The 15,986-nt window shown below is 56.9% G+C and carries 13 protein-coding genes; 7 read left to right on the top strand and 6 right to left on the bottom strand.

The genetic code is table 11. The annotated features are described in order from the left end of the window. The first annotated feature begins 91 nt into the window (after nucleotides 1-91). From GOV90_RS20515 to GOV90_RS20485, 7 genes are all read left to right on the top strand, one after another. Nucleotides 92-937, top strand: coding sequence for an enoyl-CoA hydratase/isomerase family protein (locus GOV90_RS20515; RefSeq protein WP_171096726.1), 846 nt, complete (start codon nucleotides 92-94; stop codon nucleotides 935-937). A gap of 83 nt (nucleotides 938-1,020) precedes the next feature. Further along, nucleotides 1,021-2,007, top strand: coding sequence for a zinc-dependent alcohol dehydrogenase family protein (locus tag GOV90_RS20510; protein ID WP_171096725.1), 987 nt, complete (start codon nucleotides 1,021-1,023; stop codon nucleotides 2,005-2,007). Between the two features lie 309 nt (nucleotides 2,008-2,316). After that, the gene (locus GOV90_RS20505; RefSeq protein WP_171096724.1) at nucleotides 2,317-3,891 is read left to right on the top strand and encodes an ABC transporter substrate-binding protein; all 1,575 of its coding nucleotides are present in this window, start codon (nucleotides 2,317-2,319) and stop codon (nucleotides 3,889-3,891) included. Nucleotides 3,892-3,946: 55 nt separating this feature from the next. Further along, complete coding sequence (locus GOV90_RS20500; RefSeq protein WP_171096723.1) at nucleotides 3,947-5,500, top strand: ABC transporter substrate-binding protein; 1,554 nt, start codon at nucleotides 3,947-3,949, stop codon at nucleotides 5,498-5,500. Beyond that, nucleotides 5,501-6,469 (top strand): ABC transporter permease, encoded by a 969-nt coding sequence (locus GOV90_RS20495; RefSeq protein ID WP_171096722.1) that lies wholly within the window; start codon nucleotides 5,501-5,503, stop codon nucleotides 6,467-6,469. It begins immediately after the preceding gene. Beyond that, nucleotides 6,466-7,380: an ABC transporter permease gene (locus GOV90_RS20490; protein WP_171096721.1), complete on the top strand. Its 915-nt coding sequence runs from the start codon at nucleotides 6,466-6,468 to the stop codon at nucleotides 7,378-7,380. Before GOV90_RS20495 ends, GOV90_RS20490 begins: the two co-directional genes overlap by 4 nt. Continuing rightward, nucleotides 7,377-9,065: an ABC transporter ATP-binding protein gene (locus GOV90_RS20485; protein WP_171096720.1), complete on the top strand. Its 1,689-nt coding sequence runs from the start codon at nucleotides 7,377-7,379 to the stop codon at nucleotides 9,063-9,065. The genes GOV90_RS20490 and GOV90_RS20485 overlap by 4 nt, the downstream gene beginning before the upstream one ends. 188 nt (nucleotides 9,066-9,253) lie before the next feature. Here the strand turns inward: GOV90_RS20485 and GOV90_RS20480 are convergent, their stop codons facing one another. The 6 genes from GOV90_RS20480 to GOV90_RS20455 form a co-directional block, all read right to left on the bottom strand. Continuing rightward, nucleotides 9,254-10,234 (bottom strand): D-2-hydroxyacid dehydrogenase family protein, encoded by a 981-nt coding sequence (locus GOV90_RS20480; protein ID WP_171096719.1) that lies wholly within the window; start codon nucleotides 10,232-10,234, stop codon nucleotides 9,254-9,256. Beyond that, entirely contained in the window at nucleotides 10,231-10,467 is a 237-nt protein-coding gene (locus tag GOV90_RS20475; RefSeq protein ID WP_171096718.1) for a hypothetical protein, read from the bottom strand. The genes GOV90_RS20480 and GOV90_RS20475 overlap by 4 nt, the downstream gene beginning before the upstream one ends. A gap of 50 nt (nucleotides 10,468-10,517) precedes the next feature. Then, the gene (locus tag GOV90_RS20470; protein ID WP_171105993.1) at nucleotides 10,518-11,606 is read right to left on the bottom strand and encodes a 4-oxalomesaconate tautomerase; all 1,089 of its coding nucleotides are present in this window, start codon (nucleotides 11,604-11,606) and stop codon (nucleotides 10,518-10,520) included. After that, nucleotides 11,603-12,670, bottom strand: a complete 1,068-nt coding sequence (locus tag GOV90_RS20465) for an isocitrate/isopropylmalate dehydrogenase family protein (protein ID WP_171096716.1) — start codon at nucleotides 12,668-12,670, stop codon at nucleotides 11,603-11,605. Before GOV90_RS20465 ends, GOV90_RS20470 begins: the two co-directional genes overlap by 4 nt. Beyond that, complete coding sequence (locus GOV90_RS20460; protein WP_171096715.1) at nucleotides 12,667-14,697, bottom strand: tripartite tricarboxylate transporter permease; 2,031 nt, start codon at nucleotides 14,695-14,697, stop codon at nucleotides 12,667-12,669. The genes GOV90_RS20465 and GOV90_RS20460 overlap by 4 nt, the downstream gene beginning before the upstream one ends. An 81-nt stretch (nucleotides 14,698-14,778) precedes the next feature. After that, a complete protein-coding gene (locus tag GOV90_RS20455; RefSeq protein ID WP_171096714.1) occupies nucleotides 14,779-15,867 on the bottom strand; it encodes a tricarboxylate transporter in 1,089 nt (362 codons plus the stop codon). Nucleotides 15,868-15,986 lie beyond the last annotated feature (119 nt).

Genomic DNA, 15,986 nt, shown 5'->3' with positions numbered 1-15,986 from the left:
CCAAGCGGCGCGACCGCGCCAAACACAATCACCTTTACCCCCCCCAAACCCCTCGCGCGTATCGCGTCGAGGCCCAAGAAAGGGCAGCCTGATGAAATATGAGAACTTTCAAACTTTTGAGGTCGCCGTCGAAAACGGCATCGCCACGGTGACATTCGACTTCGGCTCTGTGAACGTGCAGGGCCAGGAAATGTTAGCCGACCTCAACAGCTTGGCCATGCGACTGGAGCGGGACCGCGACACCAAGGTCGTGATCTTTCAATCCGCCAATCCGGAAATCTGGGTCTGCCATTATGACACCGACCTGCTCAAGGACATGTCGACCGAGGCGGTATCCCGGCAGGATGCACAGCTTCTGGACCTGCAGTCGGTTTGCGAACGGATAAGCAAGGTGCCGCAAGCCACTATCGCTAAGCTGGAAGGGTTTGCACGCGGCGGCGGGCACGAGCTGGCGTTGGCGCTCGACATGCGCTTTGCCGCGCGGGGCAAGTACAAATTCATGCAGATGGAGGTCGGCATGGGCATCCTGCCCTGCGGCGGTGGTGCCTCGCGCATGGCGCGTCAGACTGGTCTTGGCAAAGCGCTTGAGATCATCTTGAGTGCGCAGGACTATGACGCGGATGACGCAGAACGCCTGGGCACCATCAACAAGGCTCTGGAGCCGGATGAAATTGGCCCGTATGTGACCGCGCTGGCTGAACGGATCGCAAAATTCCCGGCGGAATCGATCAATGCCTGTAAGCAGATGGTTTATGAATCCATCGACAAACCCATTGATGAGGCGCTGAAGGCAGAAGCCTATTGGCTTTATCAGGCCACCAGCAAAACTCCGGCCGTCAAACGTTTCACCATCGCGGATGAACAAGGTTTGGAACACGACATCGAAAACCAGCGCAATTGGGGCGATCTCGTGATGCAGGTGCAGGACATCAACTGACCACTCTTCAACACAATGAACTCGTCGGGCGTGCGTGGTTTCCGCGTGGGCCCGACACACTCTCTCTCGAAAGGAAAATCCCAATGAAAGCACTGGTTCTAAGTTCTTACGGACCCGAAGCACCGTTCGAGCTGACAGAAATGCCCGACCCGGTCGCGACGTCTGGGCATGTGGTCATCAATGTGGCCGCTGTCAGCGTAAACACCGTCGACACAATGATCCGAAATATGGGAGCAGACCTGCCTCTGTCTCCCGCTTTGCCTGCAGTGCTTGGCATGGATTTTGCTGGCACGGTCATTGCAATTGGCGACGGCGTGACAGGTTTTGCCATAGGCGATGAGGTGTACGGTTGCGCCGGCGGTTTGATGGACCTGCCAGGCTCTCTGGCCGAGTACATCAATGCGGATGCCCGTCTGATTGCACACAAGCCGAAGACTCTGAGCATGCGAGAAGCCGCAGCGTTACCTCTTGTCGGTATCACCGCCTACGAAGGGTTGACCCGCGCCGGTGTCAGCGATGGGCAAAATGTGCTGGTTCAAGGCGGCGCGGGTGGCGTTGGTCATGTCGCCGTCCAAATCGCCCGTCATCTTGGTGCCACCGTGTCCGCAACTGGTCGCGGTTCGGATCAATTGGCGTTGATCAAGGGTCTGGGTGCGCGGCCCGTGGACTTCACGACCCAAAAAGTCGCGGACTATGTGGCTGAACATACCGAAGGCGTAGGCTTCGACGTGGTGTTTGACACTGTGGGTGGAGCGAACATGAAGAACTCGTTCGAAGCTGCGAAACTCAACGGCCACGTCGCTTCAACGGTCGCTATGGTCGAAATCGATTTGACGCCTGTGCATTTCAAAGGTTTGTCCCTGCACGTCGTCTTCATGTTGATCCCTATGATGCACAATGTCGGGCGGCAAACTCATGGTGAAATCCTGCAGAAGCTGGCAGATCTTGTGGACGCGGGCCGGCTTAAACCGATTGTTGACGAACATAAGTTCGGATGGACCAATGTCGACGCGGCTTACACACGCCTTACAACCGGAGCTGCGGTCGGAAAAGTTGTCTTAGAGCTGTAATCTGGTTCCGCTGGGATTGGTGAGTGGACGATAGTCTTGCTCACCGCCTTAGTACGGTTTGCAATTGGTGCCGCCTTATAAAAGTTCTTTGACTTCAACGACAATTGAAGCGCAGGTTACGATGTTTTTTAGAGAGTAGCTGTCATCAAAAAATTCCGCGTTGCAAACGTTTGGCAACTCAGCACCGCGTTGAACGATTGACATGCATTCGCAGTTGGTATGCTATCCACAACCATAACGTTCACAGAAATTTGCGACAGAGCATCGCGAATTCAAAGCAGATAAGCATCTGCAAAATGGGAGAAAAACATGACCAAACCAATACTCGCGCTTGCGCTGTTGATGACGACGACGTCGTTGGCCAATGCAGAAACCCTGCGTTGGGCGCGCTCGGGGGATGCGCTGACGCTTGACCCGCATTCGCAAAACGAAGGGCCGACGCATACCGTGCGCCACCAGATGTATGAACCTCTGATTATCCGCGACACGTCCGGTGCTTTTGAGCCCGCGCTGGCCACCGATTGGGCCCCCAGTGAGAGTGATCCGAATGTCTGGGTGTTCAACCTGCGTCAGGGCGTGAAGTTCCATGATGGCGCTGATTTCACCGCAGAAGACGTGGTGTTCAGTATCAACCGCGCGAAACAGCCGAACTCAGACATGAAAGAGCTGATCAACTCGATTGTCGAGGTGCGTGCTGTTGATGACCACACGGTCGAGATCGTGACCGACGGTCCGAACCCGATCCTGCCGGCGAACCTGACCGACCTGTTTATCATGGACAAAGGCTGGACCGAGGCGAACAACGCGGTCAACGTTCAGGACTTTGAAGGTGGTGAGATCACCTTTGCGACTGTGAATGTAAATGGCACCGGCCCCTACAAGCTGGTTAGCCGCGAGCCCGATGTGAAAACCGTGATGGAGCGGAACGAAAACTATTGGGGTCGTGATCAGTTCCCGATGGCGATCAGCGAAATCATCTATACACCGATCCAGAACGACGCCACCCGCGTTGCTGCGATGCTGTCGGGCGAGGTGAACTTCCTTCAGGATATGCCGGTGCAGGATCTGGACCGGGTGAATGCTGTGGACGGGTTGGTCGTCAAGCAAGCACCGCAGAACCGGGTGATCTTCTTTGGTATGAACCAGGGCGGAGACGACATCGAGGCGGACAACGTCGATGGCAAGAACCCCCTTGCCGACGTCCGGGTACGTCAGGCCATGTCCAAGGCGATCAACCGGGACGCCATCCAACAGGTGGTTATGCGCGGTCAGTCGCAACCTGCCGGGATGATCGCACCGCCTTTCGTCAACGGCTGGACCGCCGAGATGGACGGTGAAAGCAGCACGGATGTTGAAGGCGCGAAGGCTCTTTTGGCCGAGGCGGGCTATCCCGACGGCTTCTCGATCCGGCTGGATTGCCCCAATGACCGCTACATCAACGATGAAGGCATCTGTCAGGCTGCTGTTGGTATGCTGGGTCAGATCGGCATTACGGTGAATCTGGATGCCAAGCCAAAGGCGCAGCACTTCCCGCTGATCACGGATGGCAAGACCGATTTCTACATGCTGGGATGGGGCGTTCCGACCTATGACTCGGAGTACATCTTCAACTTCCTCGTCCATGGCCGTGAAAGCGACATCGGGACGTGGAACGGCACCGGGTATCACAATGATGAGTTGGATGCCAAGATCAAGTCGCTGGCCTCGAACACGGATCTTGTTGCGCGAGATCAAGCAATCGCCGAGATTTGGCGCGTGGTGCAGGACGAACAGCTTTATATTCCGATCCACCATCAGGTGCTGAACTGGGGTATGGCTGAAAACCTGGACATCAACGTTGATCCTGAAGATCAGCCTATGGTCAAGCACTTCGGCCTGAACTAAGAAACGTGGCCGGGCCTCGGCATAAGGGGCCCGCCACCAAAAAGTGGGAGCTATCATGAAACGTCTGACCACTGCCGCGCTTTTGGGCGCGCTTGCCTTTCCTGTCTCAGCCAAAGAGTTCACGTTTGCCGTCACAACAGACCCGCAAACAATGGATCCTCATGCGGTCAACTCCGCCCCAGTTCTGGGTTTTTTGAACAATGTCTACGAAGGGCTTGTTCGGCGAGGCAAGGATATGACCATCGAACCGGCGCTTGCGACCAGTTGGGAAACCATCGGCGACGGAGCTGGATGGAGGTTCAAGCTGCGCGAGGGCGTAACGTTTCATGATGGGTCTGAATTCAATGCGGATGACGTGATCTTCTCGTACCAGCGGGCGTCTGACGAAAACTCGGACACCCGCAGCTGGTTCGCGCCCGTCAGCGAGGTGGTCAAGGTTGACGATTACACCGTCGACGTGATGACCACCGCACCAAACCCAATCTTTCCCGACAGCATCGCCAACTGGATGATCATGGATAGCGGCTGGGCCGAGACAAATGACACAGCCCTTCCCGACAAAGAAGCAGGTAACTACGCAACGCTCAACGCCAACGGTACCGGTGCCTTCCGCGTCACCGCGAGAGAGCCGGGCCTGCGCACGGTTCTAGAGCCCTTCGAAGGCTGGTGGGGCGAGACCGAGCACAACCTGACTCGTGCCGAACTGGTGCCTATCCAGAATCCAGCGACCGCTCTGGCAGCTCTGCTTTCAGGCGATGTGGATTTCATCAACCCGGTTCCCATTCAGGACGTCGCCCGGTTGCAGGGCAACCCGGACGTGAAAGTCATTCAGGGCATCGAAGCGCGCGTGATCATGTTGGGTTTTGACCAGCAGGAAGGCGCAAGTGAAACGGGGCAAGGTGGAACCGACGTTTTTGGCGACGTGCGCGTACGCGAGGCCGTTGCCAAGGCAGTTAATGTACCAGCTATCCTTCAAACCATCATGCGCGGCAACGCCGAAGTGGCAAGCCAGTTGGTCAGCCCGGCGATGCGTGGTTATTCGGCTGCAAACGCAGACCCATATGCCTACGACCCAGAAGGTGCGAAGGCGTTGCTGGCCGAAGCGGGAGCCGAAGGGGCCGAAGTCAGCTTCAAATGCTCCAACAACCGCTACCTAAATGACGAATCCGTTTGTCAGGCCATTACCGCCATGCTGACGCAAGTTGGATTGAACGTGACGCTCGACGCTATGCCGGTTCAAAACTACTGGCCGGAACTGCGGGCCGACAACTTCGATATGTATCTGCTGGGCTGGTCACCGGGCACATTTGATGCCGAGCATCCTGTGCGTTTTCTCGCATCGACACCTAATGAGGAAAAGAAGCTGGGTTCGTGGAACTTTGGCGGCTATTCCAACGCCCGCGTGGATGAATTGCTGCCACTGATCCAGTCCGAGATCGATGAGCCTACCCGTCAAGCAATGCTGGATGAGGTTGCAGGCATACTTCAGGATGAGGTCGCCTATGTGCCGCTGTACGTCCAGCCGTTGGTCTGGGGCGCGCGTAGCAATGTCGAGCTGACACAACGGCCCGACAATTTCTTCCTTCTGCGCTGGGTCACGGTCAACTAAATGCTGTCATACATTATCAGGCGCGTTGCCCAGTCGGCGCTGGTTCTGTTCGTCGTGGGCCTTGTTGCCTTTTCCATGTTCCGCTTTGTCGGTGATCCGATCGACAACATGCTGGGGCAGGAGCGGACCATGGAAGATGTGGAGCGTCTGCGCGCTCAGTTGGGTCTCGATCAGCCGTTTCCGGTGCAATATGTGAAGTTTCTGCAAGAAGCGGTACAGGGCAATTTCGGCGTCAGCTTCCGTCAGGGGCGTCCGGTCGCTGAAATCCTGGCCGAGCGCGCTCCGGCGACGCTGGAACTGGCGCTGGTCTCGGCCGTATTTGCCATAGTCTTAGGCATCGCACTGGGTGTTTTCACCGCAATCCGGCGAGACGGTTTTGCCGCGAATTTCATCATGTCAGCCTCTCTGATCGGGGTATCCCTGCCCACCTTCCTGATCGGCATCCTGTTGATTTACGTCTTCTCGGTCGAGCTTGGATGGCTACCAAGCTTTGGGCGCGGAGAGGTTGTGGATCTGGGCTGGTGGAACACCGGCTTGCTAACCAGCAGCGGGCTTAAGGCGCTGATCTTGCCAGCGATTACATTGGGTCTGTATCAGATGACCCTGATCATGCGGCTGGTGCGGTCCGAGATGCTGGAAGTCCTCCGGCAAGACTATATCCGCTTTGCCCGTGCCCGCGGTCTCAGCGACCGGACCATCAATTTTCGCCATGCGCTGAAGAACACGATGGTGCCCGTCATCACCATCATCGGTCTGCAACTGGGGGCCATCATCGCCTTCGCCATCATCACCGAGACGGTGTTCCAGTGGCCGGGTCTTGGCCTTCTGTTCATCAACGCAATCCAGTTCGTGGATATTCCTGTCATGGCAGCTTACCTGATGATGATTTCGGTCATCTTTGTCACCATCAACCTTGCGGTCGACATCCTCTATGCCTTCATCGACCCGCGCCTGAGGGTCAGCGCATGAGCCGAGTGAGACGCATTCTGGACAGCGACCAGTTCTACGCCTTTCGCCGCTCGCCCGTCGCGATGGTCTCAGCGACTGTGGCTTTGATCCTAATCCTCGCCACCATCCTTGCACCGTTGATTGCGCCGACAAACCCGTTTGATCCGGCCAGCCTCAACCTGATGAACGGCTTCACCCCGCCGATGGAACCCAATGCCTTTACAGGCGAAAGCTTCCTGATGGGCACCGACGATCAGGGGCGGGATGTGTTTTCGACCATCCTGTACGGAATGCGGATCTCGTTATTTGTTGGGGTGGCGGCCGTTCTGTTTGCGATGGTTCTGGGCATTATTCTGGGCCTGCTCTCGGGCTATTTTGGGGGCTGGACTGAAACCATCATCATGCGCACGGCGGATGTTCAGCTGACCTTCCCTTCGATTCTTCTGGCCATGCTTATCTTTGGCATCGCCAAAGGCATTACTCCGGTGGAATACCGCGACCAAATGGCGATCTGGGTGCTGATCCTGGCCATTGGCCTGTCCGATTGGGTGCAGTTCGCTCGTGTGGTCCGAGGTGCCACGCTGGTCGAGAAAAACAAGGACTATGTCGCCGCCGCGCGCATCATCGGGCAAAGCCCGCTGACGATCATGCTGCGCCATATCCTTCCCAATGTGCTGTCACCGGTTCTGGTGATCGCGACCATCTCGCTGGCGCTGGCGATCATTGCCGAGGCGACGCTCAGCTTCCTTGGTGTTGGCGCGCCACCAACGCAACCGTCGCTCGGCACGCTGATCCGTATCGGGCAGGGCTTCCTGTTCTCGGGTGAGTGGTGGATCCTGTTCTTCCCCGCCTGCACTCTGCTGGCACTGGCGCTGAGTGTGAACCTGCTGGGCGACTGGCTGCGTGATGTTCTGAACCCGAGGCTGAAATGACCGATCCCGTTCTTTCGATCCGCAACCTGACGGTGGAAATCCCCACCCGCCACGGCATCTTCAAGCCGGTCGAGCATGTGACCTATGATCTCCACCCCGGTGAAATCCGGGGCGTTGTCGGCGAGAGCGGTGCAGGCAAATCCATGACCGGCAACGCTGTGATCGGTCTGCTGGACCCTCCGGCCCATGTGTCAGAGGGTGAGGTCTGGCTGAACGGGCGCCGCATCGACGAGTTGGACGCCGAAGACAAACGCCGAATCCGGGGCAAAGAGATCGGGATGATCTTTCAGGACCCGCTGACCTCGCTGAACCCGCTGTTCACAGTTGGTGAGCAATTGGTCGAGACGATCCAACTGCATCTTGGCCTGTCCGCGTCCGAGGCGAAAAAGCGCGCCATTGCCCTGCTGGATCGCGTGTCCATCCCCGACCCGGCGGATCGTTTCAACCAGTACCCGCACCAGTTTTCCGGCGGGATGCGTCAGCGGGTGGTAATCGCGCTTGCGCTCTGTACCGAACCCAGTGTTCTGATCGCGGACGAACCCACAACGGCCCTGGATGTGTCTGTCCAAGCGCAGGTGCTGGATCTGATCAAGGAGCTGGCAAAGGAACGTCAGGTTGGCGTGATCCTCGTGACGCACGACATGGGTGTTATCGCCGACACCACGGATACGGTCACTGTGATGTACTCCGGTAATGTGGTTGAAAGCGGCACGACCGATCAGATCCTCGGCGCGCCGACACATGAGTATACCAAATCCCTGATTGCCGCCGTGCCGCGCCCGCACACCAAGGTCGAGCGTTTCCCGGTGGTCAATTATGGCGAGCGGGAAAGAACCTTCAAGATCGACGATCTGGCGGCTCATTGGGACAAGACTGATCTGTCCAAAACCGGCAAGCTGCTGGAAGTCGAAAACATTACTAAAACGTTCCTGCAAAAAGGTGGGCTGCTACCATCGCAACGCAAGTACTTCACTGCCGTCGATCAGGTGAGTTTCGACATTCGCGACGGTGAGGTTTTCGGCCTTGTGGGCGAAAGTGGCTCTGGCAAGTCCACGGTCGCGCGGATGATTGGAACGCTCTATCCCGTGGATGGCGGACGGGTTATCTTTGATGGCGAAGACGTCACAGTTATGGAGGCAGAGGCCCTGCAAGCCTACCGCCGCCAGATCCAGATGATCTTCCAAGACCCGTTCTCCAGCCTGAATCCCCGCATGAGGGTCGGGGACCTCGTGGCCGAGCCCATCCATCACCATAAAATCCTGCCCAAGTCCGCTATCGAACCACGTGTGCGCGAATTGCTTGACTGGGTTGGGCTGGCTAAGGACGCATGGCGCAAGTATCCGCATGAATTTTCCGGAGGACAGCGTCAGCGTATTTGTATTGCTCGCGCCCTCGCAACTCAGCCCCGTTTTCTGATCTGCGATGAACCGACAAGCGCCTTGGATGTCTCTATTCAAGCGCAAATCCTGAACATTCTCAAAGACCTGCAGGAACATCTCGGCTTGACTATGCTCTTTATCAGCCACGATCTCCCGGTCGTACGTCAGATGTGTGACAGGGTGGGCGTGATGCGTAATGGGAAGTTGCTTGAGGTTCAGGAGACGGATTCGTTGTTCGAAGCTCCGCAGCATTCGTATACTAGGGAGCTCTTGGATTTGATGCCTCGCCTAAAGCAGTTGGCGTAGCCCTATAGTCTTTGTCCTGCATCTTCTATTTGGGCAGAAATTGACTTGAGAGGTGTTGATGCAAGCGACCGACGGAAGAAAGCGCGTGGAGGCCCATTTGTAAAGGGTCCGTCGCAGAGTGTTAGGTCGACCCTGTGGACCCATGATCGTTGAAGGATCAGGTTGCAAACTCGAAATTTTAGTGAAACCTAGGTCGTGTTGTTCCAGACTTCGGGGTTGATCATATGGATTGGCGCGCCGTCGGCGTATGCATTCACCTGATCGAAGATATCAGCGAATTGCAGGTCGAATTCGTCCTCGGTCACAAACCCAATATGTGGGGTGGCGATCAGGTTTGGATGAGACAGCAACGGATCGTTCGGGTCGGTCAGGGGTTCGGTGTCGAACACGTCAATGGCCGCCTTTCCGGGACGACCGGCGTTGAGCGCGTTCAGCAACGCGCCTGGCGCGATAAGCCCTGCGCGGGACGTATTCACAAAAAGTGCACCCGGCTGCATGCGTCCGAGATCAGACGCTGTTATTATGCCATGCGTTCCCGGTTTCAGCCGCACATGAAGCGAAACGACATCACTTTCGGTGAAGAATGCCTCGCGGCTGGACGCAATTTGCACCCCGTCCGCCAAGGCACGCGCCCGACCTTCGTCTGACGACCACCAAACCACTTTCATCCCAAAGGCTTTAGCATAGTCGGCAACGGCGCGAGCGATGCGACCGTAGCCATAGAGACCCAATAGACGGCCTCGCAGAGTCTTGCCCACCCCAGCTTGCCAACGCCCTGCTTTGACCGAAGCCATCTGCGACGGTAAATCACGCATACCGCTCATAATCAGTGCCCAAGTCAGTTCTGCCGCAGCATAAGAAGGCGTCCCGCCATGCATGTTTGAACAGAGCAACACGTTTTCATCCGAACAAGCGTCCAGGTCGACGTGAGGATATACGCTGCGTTGGCTGATCAGTTTGAGATTAGGAAGTTGCGCGAGCAATTCTCGTGTGATTTTGGTGCGTTCGCGGAACAGCACAATGGCCTCGGCATCCTGCAACCGGGACGCCAATTTGTCGAAATCTTCAACATGATCGGTCCAGATCGTCACGTCGTGTTCGGCAAGCTTGGTGAAACAAGGCAAACCGCGCAGGGTGTCGAACCAGTCATCCAGAATGTGAACTTTCATCGGCTTTCTAAACTCCGACCCGGGGTGAGCTTTCTTGGTGTTGGAATGAAATTTGGTGCTTCAAGTGCAGCCAGCGCGTTGCGAACGCGTTGGCTTTGATCAAGCAAGTGATTGAACTGCTCGTCGCACCCTGCAATCGGTGTTGGGTATTCTGCCATGTTCCGCCGTAACGCCGCTTGCGCAAGTTTGAGTTCCTGGCGTGCAATGTCGAGGCATTCCGAGTAGTCATCCATCGTAACATCTCCTATTGTATACCGAAGTATACCAATTGAAATGCACCCAATCAACTACTGACCCAAACACTTTGAGGCACGTAGATAGAGCCTTCAGCCAGCTTGCGCGCTGTGCGCACCAAACCAGCAGCGTTTAACGAAAACCCGTCTTCATTTGAAAAATCCACGAGGACGTCGATTTTCCCCGAGGCGTGTTCTAAAACGACTTCTGCGGGGCTCTTGACAGCACGCTCAAGCAACCCCTCCGAAACCGAGCCAGGTGTCAAAGCGCATGACGCCATGCACTGCGCCCCCGTCACCGCCATCGTTGGATGTGTCTTCCACGGCATGAAGTATCTGACGGCAATAGTTCCACCGTCTTTGGCTGGTGCCAAAATCCCGAACTTGGGTGTCACCGACTTTGAAACATCCCCCATTCCCATCAATTGCCCGGCTTCTATCCGAATGTCTTCCATCCGGTCGAAAAACTCGCGATTTGCGTCCAGTTCTTCGGCGTTTTCATACCCTGTCAGGCCAAAATCGACCGCGCGGGCAATGGCCATAGGCATGGCGACATCCATGCAAGTCAGTTCGACGCCCTGAACAGTATCGCGCAGGTTGCCTGTAGGCAAAAAGGCCCCGGTAGAGGAGCCGACGACCCCCATAAAACTCAATTGCACCGGCGCGGAATTTCCAGGGACACCCGCAATTTCTGCGTCACCATCATAGGTCAGCTCACCGCCTGGTGTCTGTATCTTGGCGACGACCCTCGCTCCTGTATTTACAGCTCGGATACGGATTTCGGTCAGATCGCCTTTGGGCTTAATCAACCCCATCTCGATTGCGGCGGGGCCGACCCCAGACAGGATGTTGCCGCAGGTCGGTTTGAAATCTACCAGCTTTTCCTCAACCGACACCTGGGCAAAGAAATAGTCGATGTCCGCCCAGTCATCGTCGCTGAGCGACAGCATCGCGACCTTGGTGGTGACTGCCGCGCCACCGCCGATGCCGTCGATATTCAGAGGATGGCCGGCTCCGACAACCGAGATTAGAACTTCAGCCAAAGTATCCAGATCTTCGGGGAGGTCCGATCTGCGGAAATAAGGGCCCCGCGAGGTGCCGCCTCGCATGAATATGTAGGGGATTGCCGTTTGGGTCATCTCGTGCCTTCCTCGACAAGGTTTGTCAGAACTTTGGTGAACTCACGGGTGCCAAGCGCGCCGCGAAGGTCGCGCGTGCGCGTTTCGGGCAAGGACAGAGCCAAGCCCACAGATGCGCGGATCAGATCGGCCGCTGCGGTTTCGCGCAAATGTCGCAGCAACATTTCAGTAGATAAAATCAGTGAGACAGGGTTGGCCAAATTTTTGCCCGCGATATCCGGTGCAGAACCGTGCTGGGCCTGCGCCACGGCGTGTCGAAATCCGAAGTTGAGAGATCCGGCTAATCCCAGCCCTCCGGCCAGTTCCGAAGCCAGGTCGCTGAGAATGTCACCAAACATGTTCGTCGTGATCAGCACATCAAACCGCGAAGGGTCTCGAACCAGATGAGCCGCCGCAGCATCCACGAGCATTTCGTCGTAAGCCACACTAGGAAACTCGTCGGCGATGGTTCTAGTGCACTCAAGGAACAAGCCGTCCGTCATGCGCATGACGTTGGCCTTGTGAACTACGGTCACCTTTTTGGAAGGGCGCGACCCGGCTAGTTCGAACCCGGCTCGTGCGATATCCATGCTGGCCGCACGCGTGACTTTCCGGAAAGCCAGTGCGATGTCCGGTTCGGGCATAAATTCACCACCACCAGCGTACATGTTGCGGTCAGCGTAGAAGCCTTCGAGGTTTTCACGCATCACGACCAGATCAAACGCCTTGCGGGACGGTGCATCCAATCCCGGCCATGTTCTGGCTGGGCGGTGGTTGGCAAAAAGCGCAAGCTCTTTGCGCAGAATGCCGGACGGATTATGCCCGCCTTGATCGACGGATGGATAGCTGTTGTGCGATACCGGTCCAAGAATAACGCCGTCTGCAGCTTTGGCGGCTTCAATCACTGCGTGTGGGAGCGTCGACCCTTCCGCCTCCAACGCGGTAAAGCCGATGTCCTTTTGCTCGATCTTGATCTCTCGGTTCAGAACCGGGCGAGCAGCTTGTAGAACCACCAGCGTTGCGGCCATGATCTCTGGCCCGATGCCGTCTCCTTCAAGGCACAGTAGGGTCAGTGTGTCGTTCATTTCAGCGGCCACGGCAGATTCACCATGTCTTGAAGCAGACCTGGTGGGAAATCCCGGTTCAACGCCCCGGCCATGAAGCACATGAAGCCGATGCCGCAGGCGGTCAGGATCAGGGTCATCTGCCAGCTGGACCCGGCGCGAATGCGGAAGAATGCGATCAGGAAGCCGATCAAGGCGAGGATGAAGCCCACAACCCAAGTGGCCGCGATCAGACTTGCAAACCATGCGAGCGTTGACCAAAGTCCATGCGGCGCGTTCGCGTCCTCGCCAGCAAGCTCCTTGTCAGCAAAGATCGCGTCCCCCTCGGGTCGCCGCATCATCTGGATCAACAGGATCACGCAGCAGAACAAAGACACGCCGCCAATCACCATCGGGATGATCTTATCGGTCATATTGTAGTCAGGGATCATGTTGGCATTGATCAACGCCACGATCAGATAAGCCATGATCACCAGCAGGAAGACCAGCGGCGCGCGCTTGCTACCAGATTGGACTTCACCCTCGGACATGATCATTTTGGCCTGCCGAATGCCAAGAATGACGGACACCACAGTGACGATGATCAGAACGATTACGATGGGGCTGAAGACATACTCCATGCCTTCAGCAAAGCTCTTTCGGAACCTGAATGAGGCGATCTGGAAAGCCTGGTTGGTGAACTTCTCAACCGGGTTCGACAGCACGAACCCAATCAGAAAGGCCGGGCGCGACCAGTCGAAACGGCGCAGAAAGATGCCGATCAGGCCAATCACGAATAGGGCCAGAAGGTCTTCGAAGTTCTGACCGGATTGGAAGGCCGCGAAACTAATCAACATGAAAAGGAACGGGGCCAGATAGGTGAAACGGATCGTGGTCAGTTTAGCGATCCCGCCCGAGGCTGCGATGCATAGGATGGTGCCGACCACGTTGGCCAATGCCAACAGCCAGACGATCGAATAAGTTATGTCGAGATTGTCCTTGAGCATGCTCGGACCGACTTCGATATCACCCGACCCCAACAGAGCCACCGCGCCGATGAAGATCGCCATCGAGCCGGAGCCCGGGATGCCGAACAGCAGCGTCGGCACCAGCCCGCCGCCTTCCTTGGCGTTGTTCGAGCTTTCCGGCCCGATGACACCGCGCACTTCGCCTTTGCCGAATTTGCTTTTGTCTTTCGTGGATTGCACCGAGTGGCCATAAGCAATCCAGTCTACGACCGAGCCACCGAGGCCGGGAATGACGCCAACGACCACCCCGATTATCGAACAGCGAACCGAAAGCCATATGTTTGCGGCCCAGTCTTTAACCCCATCAAACCAACCGGCACCCAGCGAGGCACCCTTGGCGATAGATCGGTCCTGCCGCAGCAGTGAGACGATTTCAGGAACGGCAAAGATTCCCAAACCCACGATGACCAGTTTCAGACCGTCCGTTAGATAGGGAATGTCATAGGTCGCCATACGCAAAGAGCCGCCCGCGTCGGCCTCTCCGATGGTGCCGACCATCAGCCCCAATCCAGCTGCAGCAACACCTTTCAATGGGATACGCCCCGCCAGAATGGCAACCATCGACAGGCCCAGGATGGTGATCATCAGCATCTCGGGCAAACCGAAGGCCAGTACGATGGGCCGCGCGATCAGAATGAACATGGTCAGGAAAGTTGCACCGACAAGCCCACCAAACAGCGATGAGGCGAAGGCGGCCGACAACGCACGGGCTGCTTCGCCATTTTTAGCCATTGGGAAGCCGTCCAGCACGGTGGCCTGCGAGGCAGAGCTGCCGGGGATGCCCATTAGAACCGACGCGAAGGTGTCAGAGGTCGGAACAACGGCGACCATACCGATCATCAGCGCTAGCCCAAGGATCGGGTCCATTCCAAACATGAAAGGCAGCAACAGGGACAATCCGGCAATGCCGCCAAGTCCCGGGAACACACCTACAGCCAGACCCATAACGACACCGAGAACAAGATATCCCAGTACAATGGGTTGCAGGATCAGACCCCACGCGTCACTGAGCGCAGGAAGAGCGGTGGCGAAAACCTCCATAGCGGCCGCCTTTCATTCAATTTTGGTAGGGTTCAAAAAGCGCGCGCCCTTTGCTGCAGGCACGCGCTGTGAATGGTCGGCTTAGTTCAGCTCGACACCGTAGGCTTCTTTCAGCCAGTTCAGGACATAGGCCTTGGCGTTGTCGTCGACGTTTGTCGCGGTTTGCAGCGCCGACTTGGAGCCGTCACCTACAAACACCGGATACTTACCCACGCGCTTCGAGGAAATGTCAGCAAAGTCGCCGCGCTCGGTCACAGCCTGGAATGCAGCGGTGTATGCGTCGACTACTTCCTGAGGTGTATCACCGGGCAGGAATGCCAGCTTCTGGACCGGGAACCCGGCTACAAAGAACGCTTTCCACGCATCCCATGCCTCACCGCTTGTTTCGCAGCCATCGGTCGCCTCGCAGACCTCTTTGAAGGTCGGAATGTCCGGGAAGGTCGGGTCACGAACGATGTTGCCATCGGCGTCCAGTGCGCCCCATGTCATCATCGGCACAGCCTGACCGGATTCAACCAGCGGGGCGGAACCACCCAGATAGCCGGACGAGGTCTGATAATCGATATTGGCTTCACCACGTTCGAACATCAGACGACCGTCTCCGCGACCCTTGATGCCGAAGACCGGCTCGACATTCATGCCAAGCATTTGCCAGGCCAACAGCGGTACAAGGTCAAGACGCGTCGCACCCTGCGAACCGTAGATGAAGTTGGTGTCTTTCAGCGCGTTGGCGGAGCCATCGAACTTTGCTCCGTCTTCGGCGTTCAGATAGGCAACACCACCTGTTCCCGACGCCATGACCGGAATCCAGTCGTTGTATTCATAGCGAACGCGTGGATCGCTTAGCAGGTATGGGAACTGGGTAGAGCCAGAGGTGCCAAACAGCAGCGTGCCATCGTCATGGCTTTGTTCTTGGAACCAGTTTGCGCCTTTGGTCGAACCAGCGCCCGGCATGAATTTCACGACAACAGTCGGTTGACCCGGTAATGCTTCGGAAAGAAGCGGCGCAAAGAAATTGGCCCATTTGGCAGACCCGCCCGTTTCCGAGAACGGGATCACCCATTCAACAGTCTTGCCCGAGAAATCGACCTCGGCAGCGGCAGGTGCGGCGATTCCGGCGGCGGCGATCAGCCCCACGACGGCGCGACGGGTGAAGTTGGAAATGGCCATTGGTTCCTCCCTGTTGACCAGACAACCACGCCAGCGCCCTTGGCGCTACCATGATCGCTAATAGAACTGCGGGGTTGATTCCCCCTCCCATCTGGCAATCATGGAGGGCCAACCTTGCG

Origin of the sequence: Ruegeria sp. HKCCA5929 (assembly GCF_013034525.1) — a bacterium.
Lineage (GTDB): Bacteria > Pseudomonadota > Alphaproteobacteria > Rhodobacterales > Rhodobacteraceae > Ruegeria.
Note: the sequence above shows the minus strand (reverse complement) of the source record. Positions and strands in the feature narration are given on the sequence as shown.

Coding starts and splice junctions, on each gene's coding strand:
- GOV90_RS20515 (WP_171096726.1), top strand. CDS start 92: ATGAAATATGAGAACTTTCAAACTTTTGAGGTCGCCGTCGAAAACGGC.
- GOV90_RS20510 (WP_171096725.1), top strand. CDS start 1,021: ATGAAAGCACTGGTTCTAAGTTCTTACGGACCCGAAGCACCGTTCGAG.
- GOV90_RS20505 (WP_171096724.1), top strand. CDS start 2,317: ATGACCAAACCAATACTCGCGCTTGCGCTGTTGATGACGACGACGTCG.
- GOV90_RS20500 (WP_171096723.1), top strand. CDS start 3,947: ATGAAACGTCTGACCACTGCCGCGCTTTTGGGCGCGCTTGCCTTTCCT.
- GOV90_RS20495 (WP_171096722.1), top strand. CDS start 5,501: ATGCTGTCATACATTATCAGGCGCGTTGCCCAGTCGGCGCTGGTTCTG.
- GOV90_RS20490 (WP_171096721.1), top strand. CDS start 6,466: ATGAGCCGAGTGAGACGCATTCTGGACAGCGACCAGTTCTACGCCTTT.
- GOV90_RS20485 (WP_171096720.1), top strand. CDS start 7,377: ATGACCGATCCCGTTCTTTCGATCCGCAACCTGACGGTGGAAATCCCC.
- GOV90_RS20480 (WP_171096719.1), bottom strand. CDS start 10,234: ATGAAAGTTCACATTCTGGATGACTGGTTCGACACCCTGCGCGGTTTG.
- GOV90_RS20475 (WP_171096718.1), bottom strand. CDS start 10,467: ATGGATGACTACTCGGAATGCCTCGACATTGCACGCCAGGAACTCAAA.
- GOV90_RS20470 (WP_171105993.1), bottom strand. CDS start 11,606: ATGACCCAAACGGCAATCCCCTACATATTCATGCGAGGCGGCACCTCG.
- GOV90_RS20465 (WP_171096716.1), bottom strand. CDS start 12,670: ATGAACGACACACTGACCCTACTGTGCCTTGAAGGAGACGGCATCGGG.
- GOV90_RS20460 (WP_171096715.1), bottom strand. CDS start 14,697: ATGGAGGTTTTCGCCACCGCTCTTCCTGCGCTCAGTGACGCGTGGGGT.
- GOV90_RS20455 (WP_171096714.1), bottom strand. CDS start 15,867: ATGGCCATTTCCAACTTCACCCGTCGCGCCGTCGTGGGGCTGATCGCC.